The sequence below is a fragment of the Sphingopyxis sp. GW821-FHT12F08 genome, from assembly GCF_058806755.1.
In genome coordinates, this window is the sequence record NZ_JBXAQA010000008.1 from 44,896 (window position 1) to 62,064 (window position 17,169).

General features: G+C 65.8%; 16 protein-coding genes and 1 tRNA gene. 11 read left to right on the top strand and 6 right to left on the bottom strand.

Features of this window, described 5'->3' with window-relative positions:
• The first annotated feature begins 78 nt into the window (after positions 1–78).
• The 4 genes from AC1RNQ_RS19980 to AC1RNQ_RS19995 all read left to right on the top strand — a co-directional run bounded on the left by AC1RNQ_RS19980 (position 79) and on the right by AC1RNQ_RS19995 (position 6,066).
• Positions 79–1,512 (top strand): aldehyde dehydrogenase family protein, encoded by a 1,434-nt coding sequence (locus AC1RNQ_RS19980; protein WP_493174013.1) that lies wholly within the window; start codon positions 79–81, stop codon positions 1,510–1,512.
• A gap of 399 nt (positions 1,513–1,911) precedes the next feature.
• Positions 1,912–3,639, top strand: a complete 1,728-nt coding sequence (locus tag AC1RNQ_RS19985) for a toll/interleukin-1 receptor domain-containing protein (RefSeq protein WP_493174015.1) — start codon at positions 1,912–1,914, stop codon at positions 3,637–3,639.
• Between the two features lie 2 nt (positions 3,640–3,641).
• Positions 3,642–4,454 carry a hypothetical protein gene (locus tag AC1RNQ_RS19990; RefSeq protein WP_493174016.1) on the top strand — a complete coding sequence of 271 codons (813 nt, stop codon included), beginning with the start codon at positions 3,642–3,644 and terminating at the stop codon, positions 4,452–4,454.
• Positions 4,455–4,467: 13 nt separating this feature from the next.
• Positions 4,468–6,066 carry a tetratricopeptide repeat-containing protein gene (locus tag AC1RNQ_RS19995; protein WP_493174017.1) on the top strand — a complete coding sequence of 533 codons (1,599 nt, stop codon included), beginning with the start codon at positions 4,468–4,470 and terminating at the stop codon, positions 6,064–6,066.
• Here the strand turns inward: AC1RNQ_RS19995 and AC1RNQ_RS20000 are convergent.
• Positions 6,060–6,731 carry a Crp/Fnr family transcriptional regulator gene (locus AC1RNQ_RS20000; protein ID WP_493174019.1) on the bottom strand — a complete coding sequence of 224 codons (672 nt, stop codon included), beginning with the start codon at positions 6,729–6,731 and terminating at the stop codon, positions 6,060–6,062. The two genes, AC1RNQ_RS19995 and AC1RNQ_RS20000, sit on opposite strands and share 7 nt — an antisense overlap.
• 183 nt (positions 6,732–6,914) lie before the next feature.
• Here AC1RNQ_RS20000 and AC1RNQ_RS20005 point away from each other — a divergent pair, with 183 nt between their 5' ends.
• The 3 genes from AC1RNQ_RS20005 to AC1RNQ_RS20015 all read left to right on the top strand — a co-directional run bounded on the left by AC1RNQ_RS20005 (position 6,915) and on the right by AC1RNQ_RS20015 (position 8,936).
• Positions 6,915–7,238: a hypothetical protein gene (locus tag AC1RNQ_RS20005; RefSeq protein ID WP_493174020.1), complete on the top strand. Its 324-nt coding sequence runs from the start codon at positions 6,915–6,917 to the stop codon at positions 7,236–7,238.
• Positions 7,235–8,644 carry a hypothetical protein gene (locus AC1RNQ_RS20010; protein WP_493174021.1) on the top strand — a complete coding sequence of 470 codons (1,410 nt, stop codon included), beginning with the start codon at positions 7,235–7,237 and terminating at the stop codon, positions 8,642–8,644. The genes AC1RNQ_RS20005 and AC1RNQ_RS20010 overlap by 4 nt, the downstream gene beginning before the upstream one ends.
• A gap of 218 nt (positions 8,645–8,862) precedes the next feature.
• Positions 8,863–8,936: transfer RNA gene (locus AC1RNQ_RS20015), tRNA-Gly, on the top strand.
• 2 nt (positions 8,937–8,938) lie between these two features.
• Here AC1RNQ_RS20015 and AC1RNQ_RS20020 read toward each other — a convergent pair.
• Complete coding sequence (locus AC1RNQ_RS20020) at positions 8,939–9,721, bottom strand: transglutaminase-like domain-containing protein (RefSeq protein WP_493174022.1); 783 nt, start codon at positions 9,719–9,721, stop codon at positions 8,939–8,941.
• 95 nt (positions 9,722–9,816) lie between these two features.
• Here AC1RNQ_RS20020 and AC1RNQ_RS20025 point away from each other — a divergent pair, with 95 nt between their 5' ends.
• Positions 9,817–11,061 carry an MFS transporter gene (locus AC1RNQ_RS20025; protein ID WP_493174024.1) on the top strand — a complete coding sequence of 415 codons (1,245 nt, stop codon included), beginning with the start codon at positions 9,817–9,819 and terminating at the stop codon, positions 11,059–11,061.
• On the opposite strand, the gene AC1RNQ_RS20030 is transcribed toward AC1RNQ_RS20025, so the two are convergent.
• Positions 11,034–11,795: a competence/damage-inducible protein A gene (locus tag AC1RNQ_RS20030; protein ID WP_493174025.1), complete on the bottom strand. Its 762-nt coding sequence runs from the start codon at positions 11,793–11,795 to the stop codon at positions 11,034–11,036. The genes AC1RNQ_RS20025 and AC1RNQ_RS20030 overlap by 28 nt on opposite strands.
• Before the next feature lie 105 nt (positions 11,796–11,900).
• On the opposite strand from AC1RNQ_RS20030, the gene AC1RNQ_RS20035 reads away from it, so the two are divergent.
• Complete coding sequence (locus tag AC1RNQ_RS20035; protein ID WP_493174026.1) at positions 11,901–12,542, top strand: glutathione S-transferase family protein; 642 nt, start codon at positions 11,901–11,903, stop codon at positions 12,540–12,542.
• Here AC1RNQ_RS20035 and AC1RNQ_RS20040 read toward each other — a convergent pair.
• A complete protein-coding gene (locus AC1RNQ_RS20040) occupies positions 12,539–13,435 on the bottom strand; it encodes a DUF2785 domain-containing protein (RefSeq protein WP_493174027.1) in 897 nt (298 codons plus the stop codon). The genes AC1RNQ_RS20035 and AC1RNQ_RS20040 overlap by 4 nt on opposite strands.
• Before the next feature lie 78 nt (positions 13,436–13,513).
• Positions 13,514–14,242 carry a Bax inhibitor-1/YccA family protein gene (locus AC1RNQ_RS20045; RefSeq protein ID WP_493174029.1) on the bottom strand — a complete coding sequence of 243 codons (729 nt, stop codon included), beginning with the start codon at positions 14,240–14,242 and terminating at the stop codon, positions 13,514–13,516.
• Positions 14,243–14,382: 140 nt separating this feature from the next.
• Between AC1RNQ_RS20045 and thpR the strand changes: the two genes are divergently transcribed.
• A complete protein-coding gene (gene thpR / locus AC1RNQ_RS20050; RefSeq protein WP_493174031.1) occupies positions 14,383–15,000 on the top strand; it encodes an RNA 2',3'-cyclic phosphodiesterase in 618 nt (205 codons plus the stop codon).
• Here thpR and AC1RNQ_RS20055 read toward each other — a convergent pair.
• A complete protein-coding gene (locus tag AC1RNQ_RS20055; protein ID WP_493174033.1) occupies positions 14,907–15,398 on the bottom strand; it encodes a low molecular weight protein-tyrosine-phosphatase in 492 nt (163 codons plus the stop codon). The two genes, thpR and AC1RNQ_RS20055, sit on opposite strands and share 94 nt — an antisense overlap.
• A gap of 107 nt (positions 15,399–15,505) precedes the next feature.
• On the opposite strand from AC1RNQ_RS20055, the gene AC1RNQ_RS20060 reads away from it, so the two are divergent.
• Positions 15,506–17,107, top strand: a complete 1,602-nt coding sequence (locus AC1RNQ_RS20060; RefSeq protein WP_493174035.1) for a spinster family MFS transporter — start codon at positions 15,506–15,508, stop codon at positions 17,105–17,107.
• Positions 17,108–17,169 lie beyond the last annotated feature (62 nt).

Consider the following 17,169-nt stretch of genomic DNA (forward strand, 5'->3'; position numbering starts at 1 on the left):
CTTTCTTTCGAGAGTTGAAGATAGAAGAACGGTGCTTCGACAAGCTCAGCACGAACGGTTTGGGTAAGGAGACGGACAATGGATTTCGACCGCGACTATGCGATGCTGATCGGCGGCCGGCTCGATAGCGGCAGCGCGCGCTTCGAGGTGCTGAACCCCGCGACCGAGCAAGCGATCGGAAGCGCGCCCGGCGCGACGCCCGACGATTTGGACCGCGCCATCGCTGCCGCCCGTGCCGCCTTTCCAGGCTGGGCCGCGACCCCGATCGAAGAGCGCAAGGCCGCGCTCAACGCCATGGGGCAGGCAGTGCTCGCGCATGCCGACGCCTTCAAGCGCCTGCTCACCGCCGAACAGGGCAAGCCGCATGCCGAGGCCGAGGGCGAGATCATGGGCGCCGGCTATTGGCTGATGGGCGCCGCGTCGCTCGATCTGCCGGTGACGGTCAACGAGGACAGCGACGAGCGCTATAGCGAGACGCGCCACGTCCCGCTCGGCGTCGTCGGCGCGATCGCGCCGTGGAATTTCCCGATGGTGCTCGCGATGTTCAAGGTCGGCCCGGCGCTGCTCGCGGGCAATAGTATGGTCCTCAAACCCTCGCCCTTCACCCCGCTTACGACCTTGAAATTCGGCGAGCTGGTCAAGGATATGCTCCCGCCCGGCGTGCTCAACATCGTCACCGGCGGCGACGCGCTGGGGCCGTGGATGACGAGCCACCCCGGTTTCGACAAGATCAGCTTCACCGGCTCGACCGCGACCGGGCGGCGCGTGATGCAATCGGCGGCGCCGACGCTCAAGCGCGTGACGCTCGAACTCGGCGGCAACGACGCCGCGATCGTCATGCCCGACGTCGACGTCGAAAAGGTCGCCGGGGAGCTGTTCTGGGCGGCGTTCCGCAACAACGGCCAGATCTGCATCGCGACCAAGCGCATGTATGTGCACAAGGACATCTACGAAGAGCTGAAGGACGCGCTCGTCGCCTATGCCAAGACGGTGAAGGTCGGCGACGGCTCCGAACAGGGGACGCAGATCGGCCCGATCAACAACGAAGCGCAATACCGCCGCGTCCTCGAGCTGATCGAGGACGCCAGGGACAAGGGCTACAAGTTCCTCGTCGGCGGCGCGGCAGCCGATGTGCCGGGCTATTTCATCCCCGTCACCATCCTCGACAACCCGCCCGAGGATAGCCGGATCGTCCAGGAGGAACAGTTCGGCCCGGTGTTGCCGCTGATCAAGTTCGACGATTATGACGATGTCGTCGCGCGCGCCAATGCGACCGACTATGGTCTCGGCGGATCGGTATGGGGCCGCGACGAGGATAAGGCCTTCGACCTTGCGCAGCGCATCGCGAGCGGGACGGTGTGGGTCAACGAAACCCAGCACCTGTCGCCGACCGCGGCGTTCGGCGGGATGAAGCAATCGGGCGTCGGCGTCGAGGGGGGCCTCGAAGGCTTGCTCGAATATACCAACGCGCAGACGATCGTCCGCCGCAAAAGCCCCGTGGCCGCGGCCTAGAAATATGCGGCGGCGCGCTTTCGCGCGCCCGTGTCCGCGTGGCGTCGCTGTTGGACGCGCGCCCGCGTTGCCGCTTTGGCTCCCGGGAGATCCGACGCATATGCCAACAAGGCTGTCGCTTGACCTGCGCCTGGATCTTGCGGGGCCGCAACGACGCGGGTGTCTCCTCCTGCAGAGGAAGGATTGGCCGGGCGGCGGCGCCGTTGAACGGCCACGCGGTCAACTGAAAAGATAATCGACACCTCGTGCGACGCCACAAATTCTGAAATCGTTGATTTAATCGTTCATCCTATTTGCAAATTCCCGGCCATCGTTTCTTGGGCGGCAAACGCTCGCTTGTTTATGTTGGCAATATCGGGCAGTTTTGATCATGCACTAGGTACGAACGGGGGGCGTTCGATGCATGGCGAAGCCGAAGATGGGGCTCTGCGGCACTCCTACCAGTCCGGCAGCTACAGGGCCTTTGTCAGTTACAGTCATCGCGACGCGGCGTGGGGGAAGAAAATCCACCATGCGCTCGAAACCTACCATATTCCGAAGAAGCTGGTCGGTTTGACGACGGCGAGCGGGGTGGTGCCACCGAAGCTGGCGCCGATTTTCCGCGACCGTGAAGATCTGCCGGCGGGCGAGGATCTGTCGGAGGAAGTGCGCGGTGCGCTCGCGCGGTCGGAAGCGCTGATCGTATTATGCTCGCCGGACGCCCGCGACAGCATCTGGGTGGGTAAGGAAATCGAGACCTTCCGGACGCTTCATCCCGATCGTCCGATCCTGGCGGCCTTGATCAGGGGCGAGCCGCGTGCGGCCTTTCCGCACGCACTCGACGGCCGCGAGCCTGCCGCGGCCGATTTCCGCAAGGGCGGCGACGGGCGGCGGCTCGCCACGCTGAAACTGGTCGCCGGGCTCACCGGTCTCGATCTCGATGCGCTCGTCCAGCGCGATGCCCAGCGGCAATTGCGCCGCGTGACGGCCGTCACGCTCGCGGCGCTGATCGCGCTGCTAGTCATGGCTGCCTTGCTGGTGGCGGCGCTCCGGGCGCAGGCCGAGGCCGACCGCCAGCGCGCCGAAGCCGAGGGACTGGTCGAATATATGCTCACCGATTTGCGCGAGAGACTGGAAGGGGTGGGGCGGCCCGAGGTGATGGCCGGGGTCAATGCGCGCGCGATGGCCTATTATAGCCAGCAGGACCTGGGCGGGCTGCCCCCCGCAAGCTTGAACCAACGCGCACGCATCCTGCACCTGATGGGCGAGGACGACGAGCGCGCGGCGAACCTCGACGGCGCGCTCGCCAAATTCGCCGAGGCGCGGCGCACGACCGCCGCGGTGCTGGCGCAGCGTCCGGACGATCCCGACGCGATCTTCGCGCATGCGCAGAGCGAATATTGGGTCGGCTATATCGCGTGGCAGAAGGATGATCGCGCGACCACGGGGCGGCATTGGCAGGCCTATCTGCGCGAGGCCGAAAGGCTGGCGGCGATCGAGCCGAAATCGGCGCGCACGGCGCTCGAGCTCGCCTATGCCAATGGCAATATGTGCGACTATTTCCTGCGCGACGACAAGGACCTGCGCGCCGCCGAAGGCTATTGCGTGGCCTCGGTGAAGGACGGGAAGGTCGCGCTCGTGCGCGCGCCCGGAAAGGCCGAAACGGTGCTGGCGCTCGCCAACAACCATGGCTGGCTCGCCAAATATTATGAGCGCAAGGAACGGCTGGCCGAGGCATCGGCCGAACGCGGCGAGGAACGCCGGCTGCTCGCCGCCCTGATCGCGCGCGACCCGAAGAACAGCGATTATCGCATGCACATGGTCTGGTCGCTGATGGGCGAAGGCCGCGTCCAGCAACTCGCGGGACGACATGACAAGGCCGTGAAACTCTACGGCGCGGCGCGCGACACGATCGACGCGCTGGTCGCGAACGCCGGCGTGGATATCGTCAACCAGCAGGTAAAGGCGCGCACGCTCGGCGCACTGGCGGAATCGCAGAAGGCGCTGGGCGACCCGGCGTGGCGCGCGACGCTCGGCGCGGCGCGGGATGTGGTCGCGCGAATGGCGCGCATGAACGGGGATTATGAGGTGGTCCGGCGCTTGGAGGCGTTTCTGGGCGGGGTGGAAGCGGAAGATTGGGGAGAATGAAAATGATCAAGAAATCCTTAAAAATCGTGGCATTTTCCTGTGCAGTAACAATAATGAGCGGGTATAGTTTTGAGCTATCTGCAAGACAAGGTATATATGGAAATGAATTTCATCACGGAGATAATCCAAAAGGACTTGCTACTGGAGCAGACGTAAATTATGATCCTAAAATATTTGTTGCTCTATATTTAAGATTTGATTCAACAATAAGTCCACTAGCCTTGGTAGCGCGTCACGGATACTTTGAAGGAGAAGAGCCGAGCGATGAAGAAATATCTTGCGCTCTAAATACTTTGAGTGGCGGAAAAATATCTTCCCCAAGTTCTACAGAATGTAAAATCATTGGGAGAGTGTATGAAGATCTTTCTGATTTTAAATTCGATCGTCAGTCAAGAATATATATGTTTGTTGATCATGAGAATATAGGATTCAACGAACACGTTCCTATGTCTTTTACTAGATTTGCCGCAACCGCAAATTTTGGTAAATCTCATATTTTGCCTACGCCAATTCCTACAAGCGGCCCCAATAGAGAAATGAATATAAATAAGACATTCTACAATGCGGAAGTCAAAAAGTACATGATTGGTTTTCCAGCGGAGGAGCGTAGTTTACTATACGTGGACAATTATTTTAGAGATTCTAGAGGAGATCAAATAGATCTCAACAATGATGTAACTACTTCATATTCCATCAATCTGAATCTTCGCGCTTGTCTACCTAAGATACCTCAGTGCACCTTTACGGACATTGGACAAACTATCCCCATGATCATCGACCCCGGCTCGGGCAACGGCCTCGGCTATCCGCCATGAGGCCGGCCGCAGCGTGACTGCCTCCCTCCCCCACATCACCAGCCTCGCCCGGTCGGGAGCGCTCGACCGGGCGTGGGATTTGTTCGTCGATGCGGGCTATGACGCCGCGGCCGGCGATCCCGCAGCGCTGGCGGTCAAGGGGCGGCTGCACAAGGATCGCGCGCTGCGCGCCGAAGGCCCCGAACGTGCGCACCAACTCCGCGCCTCGGAACGCGCCTATGCCGCCGCCGACGCGCTGTCGCCGCAGCCCTATCTGCTGATCAACGTCGCGACGCTCGCCTTCCTGGCCGGCGAACGCGCGCGGGCCAGGGCGGCGGCGCGCAAAGTGCTCGCGCGGCTCGCCGGCGGGGCGCCGATCGCCGAGACGCCCTATTGGCTCGCCGCGACGCGCGCCGAGGCGCTGCTGCTGCTCGGCGACGTCGCCGGCGCCGACGCCGCGCTGGCCGAAGCGCGCGCGGCGAACCCCGAGGGGTGGAGCGACCATGCCTCGACCTTGCGCCAGTTCCGCCTGATCATCGAGGCGGGCGGCGGCGATCTGAGCTGGCTCGACCGGCACCGCCCGCCGCGCAGCCTGCATTTCGCGGGCCATCTGGGCGTCGCCGCGGGCGACACCGATGCGCTGCGCGCCCGGATTGACCCGATCCTCGACGCGGAGAGGATCGGTTTCGGCTATGGCGCGCTCGCCGCGGGCGCCGATATCGTGATCGCCGAGGCGCTGCTGGCGCGCGGCGCCAAACTCCATGTCGTGCTGCCGACCGGCTGCGAGGAATTCCGGGCCCAGTCGATCCTGCCCTATGGCGGCGACTGGGACGCGCGCTTCGAAAGGTGCCTGGGAGGCGCAAAGTCGATTCGTTCGGCGACGCGGGTGACCGGCGCCTATGAGCCGTGCGCGACCTCGCTTGCCGCCGATATGGCCATGGGCGCAGCGATGCTCAAGGCTCGCCTGCTCGAAAGCGGCGCCGCCCAGCTGCTGATCATCGATGACGGCAAAGGGAAATATGGCGGCGGTGCCGGGACCAGGCGCGACGGCAGGAGGTGGCTGAGCTCGCGGCTTGACCCCTTGGGTTGCCCGCCTTCACAGCACAGGCTGCGCGCGCCGCGCACCGCACCGGTCGCGCCGTCCTCGAGCAAGCAGGAGGGCCGCACCGACCGGCGATTGATGGCGATGCTGCTGGTGCGTTTCGAGGGGCTCGACGATCTCGGCGAAGGCGGCTTTGCCGATGCGCTCGACACGCTGATCAGGCCCTTTTGGGACGCGGCAAAGCGCCTGCCCGGTCAACCGGCGATGAGCCAGCCCCATGGCAACGGCCGGCTGCTTGCCTTCGAGCAAGCCGCCGCCGCCGCCGATTTCGCGCGGGAACTGCAGCAGGCGGCGCCGGCGGGCGCGCACCCTTTGCTGCTGTCGGGCCATTATGGGCTGCTCCACCGAAACGGCGATAGCCTGCTCGGCCCCGCGGTGGCGACGCTCGCCGCGATCGGCGCGGCGACGCAGGCGGGGACCATCGTGGTGAGCGAATCCTTTGCGAGGGGGATGGTCGTCACCGCGACGACGCCGATGCGTGCGACGCCCATCGGCGACCATGACGGGCTGGAGCTTTTCGCGCTTCAATAGATCAGTTCTTCGAGCCGGTGCGGCGCGACGATCGTCAGCGCCCGCTCGTCGCGGCGGATGATGCCGTTTTTTTCCAGGCTGCTGATCGTCCGCGACACCGTTTCGCGGGTCGAGCGGATCCGCACCGCGAATTCGGCGAGCACCGGCGGCGGGCTGATCGTCCAGTCGCCCGACAGGCGCGCCTGGCGCAGCAATTCGCCATGGACGCGGCCGGGCGCCGACAGCGTCGCGATCTCGACCATCTGGCGCGACGCGGCGAGGAGCCGCGCGGTGAGCAGGCGCGACATGGTGAGCGCGATGCAGCTGTAATTCTCCATCATCGCGATGAAGACATGGTTGGCGAACTGCCCCGCCTCGACGCGGTCGACCGCGGCGATCTCGTGATCGGCGACGCCGTCGCCGAGCAGGCTCGCCTCGCCGAAAATCGCGCCCTGATCGAAACTCTCGACGAGGATGAGCCGGCCGTCGACCGACAGCGCCAAGGCGTGCGCACGTCCGTCCAGCAGCAGATAGACATGCGCATTCTGGTGCTGGCTTTCGATGATGGTCGCGCGCGGCGCATAGCTTTTCAGCCGCGCCTTCGCGATCAGCGCGTCGGCGGTGTCGCCGGAACAGCCGAAGGCCGCCGCGAAAACCGTTGCCGCGCTGGTCCTGTCCTGCGCCAAAGCCCTGCGCCCCCAACCTGCCGGTCCCCGTCCGGACGCTTCGATCCTAGGCCGCGTGATAGCCGATGCCAATGCCGATGTGCGCGTGACGACCGTCACGCGCGGGAGTGGGCGGGAGGTGGCAGGTCGGTGGGCGAGCCAGCCGGCCTTCCGCCGGGACTGGCGTGGCGCAGGAGGGACGAGATGGGACGCTATGCAGACGAGGCACACGCTGTGATCGATGCGTTTGTTTATCGGGAGTACCCGGAATTCTATCCGGCATGGTCGGGTGTCGTGCCGGGCGATGATGTGAACGGCTGGGGCGCGTCGGTGTTGCGGTGGCTGCAGGAATCGAAGGAAATGGTCGCGGCCTTCGAGGAAGCGATCGGCTTCCCCATCAATGATACGCAGGCCGAACTACGGAAACTGCGAATGCTTCGGCTGGAGAAATTCCAGGATTATCTGGACGAAAAGGCAAATGTGGCGAAAGCCAGCCAGTCGTTCGCGAGCTTCTGGAGCGCATTGTGACGAGAGGTCGCATCCTGTTCGCCGCGGGGCTCGCGCTGTCGGTTCCCGGTCTGGCGCAGGCGCAGGTCGCATCCGATCTTGGCCCGGTGACGCGCCTGGCCTGTTCCGGCATTGCGAATCCGTCGGAAGCGAGGCCCCTGGAAACGTGGCGCCTCGCCGAGGCCGTCCTGTTGCTGTCGGGCCATCGCACGACCGAGTGGAACGGCCGGCCGCTGGCCATCGGGACAATCGAATATCGGGAAGCGATCCAATCGGAATTGGCCGCGGCGTTCGAGGCGCGGCCCGCCAATATGCAAGCCGTTGTTTCCAACCAGGTGCAGCGGCTTGTGCGCGATCTGAATGCGCAAATCAGGAAAGATTCGAAAGCGGCCCACGCCGGGCCGGATAAAAGGGCGCCCGCGGATGCGATCATCGCGCTTGCCCCGCTACCCGACGAGCCCATTGCTACCGACCGAGACAGGCTTTGGCCGTTTGTCGATGGCACGCAGCTCTTCTGCACGCCGATCAAACCTGTGCCGACGATCGTCGAACAGCTCGGGAAGCCGACCGGCATTCCCCGCCTGGGCCTTGTCGGAAGCGTCGAGGCTTTGGCGTCTGGCGGCGACGATCGTTCGGAAGCTCCGTCCGCGACGATTTCCGTCAAACGGACCATTGTCGACAAGGATGACGGATCGCGAAAGAAGACGACTGACCTGGGATTCGAAGGTGTACTGGGTTGGCGGCTGACCGGCGATCAGGCGCCCACGCCCACTTTTCTCTTCGCCGATTACAGCCTGGCGCGATCGCGCGAGCGGCCTGCCGCGGCGCTGGCGCCCGGCGTCCGGCGAAGCGATGGCGACACGCATAATCTGGAACTGGGATTGCAGATCGCCGAGATCGTTCCGGCCGATTTCATGATGATCGATTTGAAATCGGGATATATATTCGATTTCGTCCGCGACAGCGAAAGGGTCAACGGCCAGGTTGCGATCACCTTGCAACCCCACGAAAACGACCTAGGTATCTGCGCCATCGGCGAGCTCAAGAGCCACGACATTGCCGGAATCAAGTTCCGGACGCGCTGCAGCGGGTCCCTCGAAGGGCAATTCAGCGCGATGACCCGAAACGGGCGTGCGGACATCACGCTTCGCGACGATCGCCTAGCGCTCGGCGGACTGGCAGCGCTCCAGCTTGCGCCGCCCGCCAATGTGAAACAGGGCGTCGTCGGCAACCTCAGTTATCGACATTGGTGGACGGTGAGCGGCAATGCGCCGGATATCGGCAGGCTGGAAGCCGCACTCAAATATCGCTGGTGGTTCGACAACCTCGGCGCTTTCGACTTTGGTCTCGAATATAAGAACGGGCGCGAAGAAAAGACCTATCAGAAGGAAGACATTCTCCAGTTCAGTTTCGGCATATTGTTCTAGCGAATCGGACGGCGAGGCTGCCGTTCTGCTGTTCGGCTTTCCTCGACGGCCTACTCCCTCGCGTTCGGGCACCTGGTCAATAGGTCAGGCGTTCTTGGAGCATCACGGCGCACAAAAGCTCTTGAAGATTGAGCCGGAGACGGCGATAGGGGCCGCGAGGTTTCGGAGCCAGAAAAGAGCCAGCGCCAAGTGCGAAGGTGAATTAAGGCTTTGAGATTGCGGGTGTAGCTCAATGGTAGAGCAGAAGCTTCCCAAGCTTACGACGAGGGTTCGATTCCCTTCACCCGCTCCACGCTAGTCCGCGATCTTGTTCACCGACACCCGCTGGTCGATCAGCTCGATATCGCGATAGGCGGTGAGGAAGCTGACGTCGGCGGCGTCGCGGCCGACGCAGATGCGGGCGATCTCGCCGCGCTGCGCCATGCCCGTCGCATCGACGGGGTGCCAGCCGCCGTCCAGATAGACCTCTGCCACCGCGTGGAAATCCTGCGGGTCGACGCGCGGGGCATAGACGCTGGCCATGCGCGCGGGGATATGCGCGGCGCGCGTGAGCGCGATCAGCACATGCGCATAGTCGCGGCACACCCCGCGCCGCTCGACGAAGCTGTCGAGCGCGCCGGTCTCTGCGGTGCTGGTGCCCGCGACATAGGTGAAGCGGCTTTCGATCCAGTCGCGTATCCGCCCGATCTTCTCGCCCCCCTCGGCGTCGCCGAAGCGGCGCTCGACGAAGGCATGGAACTTGTTCGACGGGCAATAGCGCGATTCGTTGAGATAGGGGACCGCGTCGGCGGTCAGGCGGTGGAGCGGCACCGCGGGAAGGCCGCGATAATCCACGTCGGGCCGGTCGATCGCGATCAGCGCCGAATAGCGCGCACGAAGCGTGCCGCCGCTGCGCATCCAGATACGTTCGCCGATCGCATCCTGCCCCGGCTGGCGCGCGAAATGTTCGGGATTTCCGACGTCGAGCGACGCGCGGAGGATATGCTGATCGGGCAGCTCGGCCGCCTCGATCTGGAGCATCAGGTCGACCGGGTCGCCGAGCCGGTAATTTAAGGCAGCGGAAATTTCGAGTTTCATCTATCGCCAACGCACGGGGGAAGGATCGGTGCCGCTAGGCGCTGATGCGCCAAAGGGCAAGCCGCGCTTCCCCGCCGCCAGACATAGGACCCCTCGTGACCGCTTCGCGCACCATCCCCTTCATCGTCGCGACGATCTTCATCGACGCGATCGGCTTCGGCATCATCATGCCGGTGCTGCCCGACCTGGTGATGGAGATCGGCCGCACCGACCTCGCCAGCGCGATGGGCATCGCCACCGCGATCGGCCAGGTGATGGCGGTCGCGACCTTCATCGCCTCGCCGGTGCTCGGCAATCTGTCGGACCGCTTCGGGCGGCGGCGCGTGCTGCTACTCTCGCTCGCGGGGCTCGCGGCCGACTATGTGCTGCTGACCGTCGTCGATACCCTGCCCTGGCTGTTCATCGCACGCGCACTGTCGGGGATCTTCGGCGGCAGCTTCGCGGCGGCGCAGGCGGCGATCGCCGATGTCACCGCGCCGCAAGAGCGCGCACGCAATTTCGGCTTCGTCGGCGCGGCATTCGGGGTCGGCTTCATCGTCGGCCCGGCGATCGGCGGCTTTCTGGGCGAGATCGGGCCGCGCGCGCCGTTTGTGGCGGCTGCCATGCTCGCCGCGGCGAACATGTTCTACGGCTTTTTCATCTTTCCCGAGACGTTGGCGGCGGAGCGCCGCCGCGCCTTCGACTGGCGCCGCGCCAACCCGCTGGGCGCGTGGAAGACGATGCGTGGCCAGCCCGGCATGGGCGGGGTCGCGAGCGTGCTGGTGCTGTGGCAGATCGCCAGCCTCGTCTATCCGATGACATGGAGCTTTTATTGCATCGCGCAGCTCGGCTGGTCGCCGAAGATGATCGGCGCAAGCCTGGCGGCGGTCGGGGTGATGATCGCGCTGGGGCAGGCATTCGTCGTCGGGCCGATGGTGGGGCGCTTCGGCGAGCGCGACGCGGCGACGATCGGCATCGCGATCGCGATCCTGGTCTATACCGGATACGCCTTCGTCGACACGACGCTGGGCGCCTTCCTGCTGCTGATCCCCGTCGCGCTGCAAGCGCCGGTGCAGCCATCGCTGATGGCGCTGATGTCGCGCCGCGCCACGCCCGAAACGCAAGGGGAGGTGCAGGGGATTTCGGCGATGGCGATGGGGCTGGGCCAGATCGCCGCGCCGGGGCTTCTGATCGGGACCATGGCCTGGTTCACGGGCAGCGGCGCGCCGGTGCACTTCCCGGGCGCCGCCTTCCTCGTCGCGGCGCTGTTCGGGCTGCTCGCGATCGCGATGCTCCGCCGCCTGCCCCGTGCCACACGGACGAGTGAGGCCGATCAGATGCCGCCGTCGGTCACCGTATAACCCGCGGCCTCGAGCCCCGCGGTCACCTGTGCGACGCAGGCGGCGACGCTGTCGGCATCGGTCGAACGGATCACGAAATTGGCGCCGACCTTGCCGTCGCGAAAGAAGGGATAGCTCCCGATCGCGACGCCGGCGTGGTCCTTTTCGCCCTGGCGGAGCAGGTCGGCGACCTCGCTCTCGGGCGCCCAGGCGCCGATCGTATGCGCGACCAGCGGCGCGCCGCCCTCGAGCTCGCCGGTGAGCGCGTCGAGCATGCCCGCGGTGATATGGGGTACCCCCGCCATCACGAAGAGATTGCCGATGCGGATGCCCGGCGCGCCCGACATGCGGTTGGCAATCAGCTCGGCGCCGTCGGGGGTGCGCGCCATGCGCAGCCGCGCCTCGGTGAGTTCGCCGCCGCGCGCGGTGTAATAGCGTTCGAGGATCGCGCGGGCGTCGGGATGGACAATCACGCCGACGCCAAGCGCCTTGGCGACCGCGTCGACGGTGATGTCGTCGTGGGTCGGGCCGATGCCGCCCGTGGTGAAGACGTAGTCGTAGCGCGCGCGGATCGCGTTCAGCGCGTCGACGATCTCGTCCTCGACATCGGGGACGATGCGCACTTCGCGCAGGCGAATCCCCTGCACATCGAGCCAGGTCGCGATCTGCGACACATTCTTGTCCGGCGTGCGGCCCGAGAGGATTTCGTCGCCGATCACCAGCACGGCGGCGGTCCAGATGCGTTCGTCGCTCATCGCCTTGCCTTAGCCGCACGCCATGACAAAACAAGTCCGGTGGAACGGCAACGATGTTCCTGTTATGTTCGATACGAACCGATTCGCAGCCAAGGGAGAGACGCAATGGCCGACGAGCTGATTTTCTATACCAACCCGATGTCGCGCGGACAGATCGTCCGCTGGATGCTCGAAGAGGTCGGCGCGCCCTATGACACCCACATCATGGACTATGCCACCACGATGAAGGGCGACGCCTATCTGGCGATCAATCCGATGGGCAAGGTCCCGGCGATCGTCCACGACGGCCAGGTCGTCACCGAATGCGCGGCGATCTGCGCCTATCTGGCCGACGCCTTTCCCGCCGCGGGGCTGGCGCCCGACGCCGACGCGCGCGCCGATTATTATCGCTGGCTGTTCTTCACCGCGGGCCCGGTCGAACAGGCGATCACTGCCAAGCATTTCGGGATCGAGCCCGACGCCGACCAGCAACGCATGGCGGGCTTCGGCTCGCTCGACGCGGCGCTGGGCGCGCTCGAATCGGCGGTCGCGGGCAGGACCTATGTCGCGGGCGACCGCTTCACTGCGGCCGACGTCTATGTCGGCAGCCAGATCGACTGGGGACTGCAATTCGGGACGATCCCGAGCCGCCCGGCGTTCGAGGCCTATGTCGCGCCGCTGCGCGAACGCGCCGGCTACAAGCGGGCGAAGGAAATCGACAACGGCCTGATCGCCGAGATGCAGGCGGCGGGGACGGCGCCCGCCTAGGGCAGCGCCTTGATCAGCTCGACCGCGAGCGGAGCGAGACGGCGGATCTGCGGGTCCTGCGTCTCCGACGCGCTGACATAGATGGCCTGCGCGAAGGCGCCGCTGTTGTGCACCGCCGCCAAGCCGGCGTCGCCGGCATAGGCGTCCTGCCAGCGCGCCGACGCGTCGGGGTGCAGCGCCTTGAACCACGCCGTCCAGGCGGCATCGTCGATGTCGGGCCGTTTGGCGAGATAAAGGATCGGCCGCGCCAGCCGTCCGGCTTCGCCATGGACATAGTAGACGGGCGTCGGCGGCGCGACCTGCGCGGCGATCGCGCCGAGCAGCAGGTCGGCATCGGCCCGCGCGAGCCGCGGATTGAGCACGAGCTGGAGCAGCAGGTCGGCGCCGTGGGCGACGCCGTGGCGCCAGCCTTCGCCCGCGACGAAGCCGCGATAGTCGGTGACCCCGCGCAGATAGGCGGCTCCCGACGCGGCGAGCGCGTGCAGTTCGATCCCGGTCAGGAAGGGCGCGATGCGGTCAGCGCGCGCGACTTCGGACAGCGCGAGCGCGGCGAAAGGTTTGCGAAAGCCCGCTTTGTCGTCGGGCTGAGCGACCAGCGCCTGCAGCCGCGCGTTCGCATGGCGCATCGACGCCGGGGAGACATGCCCGCCGCGCAGCCCCTCGCTCCACAGGGTGAAGGCGAAGCCGTCGCGCACCGCGGGATCGGGGTCGCCGAGGCAGGCGAGCAGCGCGTCGATCATGGCGGCGTCGGCGGCGGGGAACAGGCGCGCCGCATGCGCCTTGAGGTCGCCGTCGGCGGGACGCTCGACCGCGCATGGCTGGACCTCGGCGGCCGTCGCCGGGGCAGCCATCCCCATCGCGGCCGCGGCGAGCGCGCCCCAGATCGCCTTCATTCCTGCCCCTTCCCGCGCAAAAAAGAGCCCGGCGAATCGCTCCGCCGGGCTCGCTTGTCCGATCGTTCGTCCGTCCGCTCAGTCGCGGCTGCCCAAGATGTTGAGCAGGAAAGTGAACATGTTGACGAAGTCGAGATAGAGGTTCAGCGCCCCCATGATCACCGACTTGCCCATCATGTCCGACCCGCGGACATAGAAATACATGCTCTTGATCTTCTGCGTGTCATAGGCGGTGAGGCCCGCGAAGATCAGCACGCCGATCACGCTGATCGCCAGCATCAGCGCGCTCGACTGGACGAACAGGTTGATCAGCATCGCGACGATGATGCCGACGACGCCCATGATCAGGAAGGTGCCGAAACCCGACAGATCCTTCTTGGTCGTATAGCCGTAGAGGCTGAGGCCGATGAAAGCGGCCGCGGTCGCGAAGAAGGTCTGCGCGATCGAACCCATCCCGAAGCGCAGGAAGATCGTCGACATCGACAGGCCCATCACCACGGCGAAGGTCCAGAAGATCGCCTGCATCGCGGTGGTCGACAGGCGGTTGATCCCGAAGCTCAGCACCAGCACGAACGCCAGCGGCGACAGCGCGACGACGAACCACAGCGGGCTCTGGACCAGCGACAGCGTCACGCCCGTCTGGAACGCGAGCAGCGCGACGATGCCGGTGAGCAGCACGCCCGAGGCCATATAGTTGTAAACCGACAGCATGTACGACCGCAGGCCGGCATCGACGGCCTGGTCCCTCGCGTCTGCGCCGGCGCCAAAACCGGAAGCCGCCATATTGGGGTCGTTCCAATTAGCCATTGTTTTCACTCCATAACCGACCAGCCCATACCGGCCGTAGCCAGCAATATCGGCATTTTCCGCGTTGCTTTCAAGCGAAACCGGAAATGCCGCGTCTTTCGGGTTTTCGTGGCCTGCGGAAGGCTTATGCTGGTGCGGCCATGTCGACCCACCGCCTGTTCGTCGCGTTGCGCCCGCCGCACGCCGTCCGCGCTGCGCTGATCCCCGCGATGCATGGCATTTCGGGCGCGCGCTGGCAGGACGACGAGCAGCTCCACCTGACCTTGCGTTTCATCGGCGAGGTCGACCGCCACCGCGCCGAGGACATCGCCGCCGCGCTGGGCGCGCTGCACGCGTCGGCGGTGACCGCGCGCATCGCCGGGGTCAGCCTGTTCGAACATAAGGGACGCCCGCATATGGTGTGGGCCGGGGTCGAGCCGCACGAGCCGATCGCCGCGCTGCACCGCAAGGTCGATCAGTTGCTCGCGCGCGTCGGGGTCGGGCCCGAAACGCGCGCTTTCGTTCCGCACATCACCCTCGCCCGCCTCAACCGCCGATCAGGGCCGGTCGCACCCTTCCTCGCGCTGCACAGCGACCTCGCGAGTCCCGCCTTCGCCTTTGGCCATGTCACGCTCTACGAAAGCGCGATGGGCCACGGCGGGTCGCGCTATCACCCCGTTGCGCGCTATCCGCTCGAACCCGAGGCTGCGGCGACCAGCGCTGCGGCGACCGCGGCGACATCGTCCCACGTCGCGGCAAAGCCGCCGTCGTCGCCATAATAGGGATCGGTGACGCTCTCGCCGGCGCGGCCGGGGACGAGATCGAGCATCAGTTTAAGCTCCGCCGTCGCGCCCGCCGGCGCCAGCGCGCGGGCGTCGCGCAAATTGGTCTCGTCGGCGGCGAGGATCAGGTCGAAGTCGGCGAAGTCGGCGGCGCGGAGCTGGCGCGCGCGCAGGTCCGAAATGTCAATCCCGCGCCGCCGCGCCTCGGCCTGCGCGCGCGTGTCGGGCGGGCGGCCGACATGCCAGTCGCCGGTGCCCGCCGAATCGAGCGCCGCGTCGAGCCCGGCGGCGGCGAAGGCGGCGCGCGCGGCACCCTCGGCGAGCGGCGAGCGGCAGATGTTGCCGAGGCAGAGGAACAGGATCGCGGGTTTCGCAATGTCTCGATCGTCGCGCATATCGCCCTTCCTCGCACCCAAAGTTGAACCGACTTTCAACTTGCGCCTTTTCGCGGCTCTGCTAGCCATGGCCGCCAACGATAACGGGTCAGGGAGAGGGTTGCCAGATGGTCGAGACCGACAAGGATTCCGCATCATCGCCCCCGGCCGCAACCGCCGAGGGCGAGCCGCGCGCGACCGGCTACAGCTGGTATGTCCTGTCGGTCCTCGTCGTCGTCTATATCCTCAATTTCATCGACCGGCAGGTGATCAGCATCCTCGCGGTCGACATCAAGGCGCATCTGAAGCTCACCGACGGCGACATGGGGTTCCTCGGCGGCGCGGCCTTCGCGGTCTTCTACGCGCTGTTCGGCATCCCGCTCGGCCGTCTCGCCGACAATTGGAGCCGGGTGAAGCTGCTGTCGATCGGCCTCGCCTTGTGGTCGGCGATGACCGCGCTGTCGGGCTTCGCGCGCAACCAGTTCACGCTGACCGCCGCGCGCATGGGGGTCGGCATCGGCGAAGCGACTGCGAGTCCCACCGCTTATTCGCTGATTTCGGACTATTTCCCCAAGCGGCAGAAGGCGACCGCGCTCGCCATCTATTCGTCGGGGCTTTACCTCGGCGGCGGCGTGTCTTTGTTCATCGGCGCCTCGATCGTCCAGGCGTGGAACCAGGCCTATCCGGGCGGCGGACCGATGGGGCTGGTCGGCTGGCAGGCGGCCTTCCTCGCCGTCGGCATTCCCGGACTGCTCGTCGCCTTGTGGGTCGCGACGCTGAAGGAGCCGGTGCGCGGCGCGATGGACGGAACCCCGAGCCCGAGTTCGCCGGCGCCGTTCCGCGAATTCGCGCGCGACCTGTCGATGATCGTGCCGCCTTTCACGCTGATCGGCGCAGCGCAGCGCGGCGCGGCTGCGCTCGCGATCAACCTTGGTTTCGCCGCCGCCATTGCCGCCTTTGCCTGGTGGATGATCGCGCTGACCGGCAATCTGCCGCAATGGTCGGCGGTCGGGATCGGCTATTATGCCGTCTTTTCCTGGGCGTGCACGCTGCGCGCGCGCGATCCCGCGACCTTCCGCCTGATCTGGGGCACCCCGGCCTTCATCTGCACGACCTTGGGCTATGGCATGGTCAGCCTCGCCGCCTATGCGCTCGCCTTCTGGTCGGCACCCTATGCCGAGATCGTGCTGGGGCTGCCCAAGCAGGAGCTGGCGCTCATCTTGGGCGGCAACGGCGCGGTCAGCGGATTTGTCGGCGTCATCCTGGGCGGCTGGATGGCCGACCGGCTGCGCAAGCGAAATCCTGCCGGCCGCATCCTGATGATCATCTTCGGCGTCGCTGCGCCGATCATCCCGATCTGGATCGGTTATACGACCCCTGACCCGACGCTCTTCTATGTCATGAACTTCCTCGCCGGCATGTTCGGCGCGGCCGCGCTGGGCGCCGCGGCGGCGACGACGCAGGACCTGGTGCTGCCGCGCATGCGCGGAACCGCAACCGCCGCCTTCTTCCTCGGCACGACGCTCGTCGGTCTGTCGTTCGGACCCTATATGGTCGGGCAGATTTCGGACCTGGCGGGCACGATCGTCGACGGCAAGCCGGTCGGCGACCTGCGCACCGGCATATTGTCGCTGATCGGCGTCGCGCCGATCGCGCTGGCGCTGCTGATCTACGCCTATCGCGCGGTGCCAGAGGCCGAAGCGACGATCGAGGAACGCGCGCGGGTTTGATCTGCACGTCGCCCCCCGCGCAGGCGGGGGCCGCTGGCCGCCTCGCTCGACGACGCTGCTTA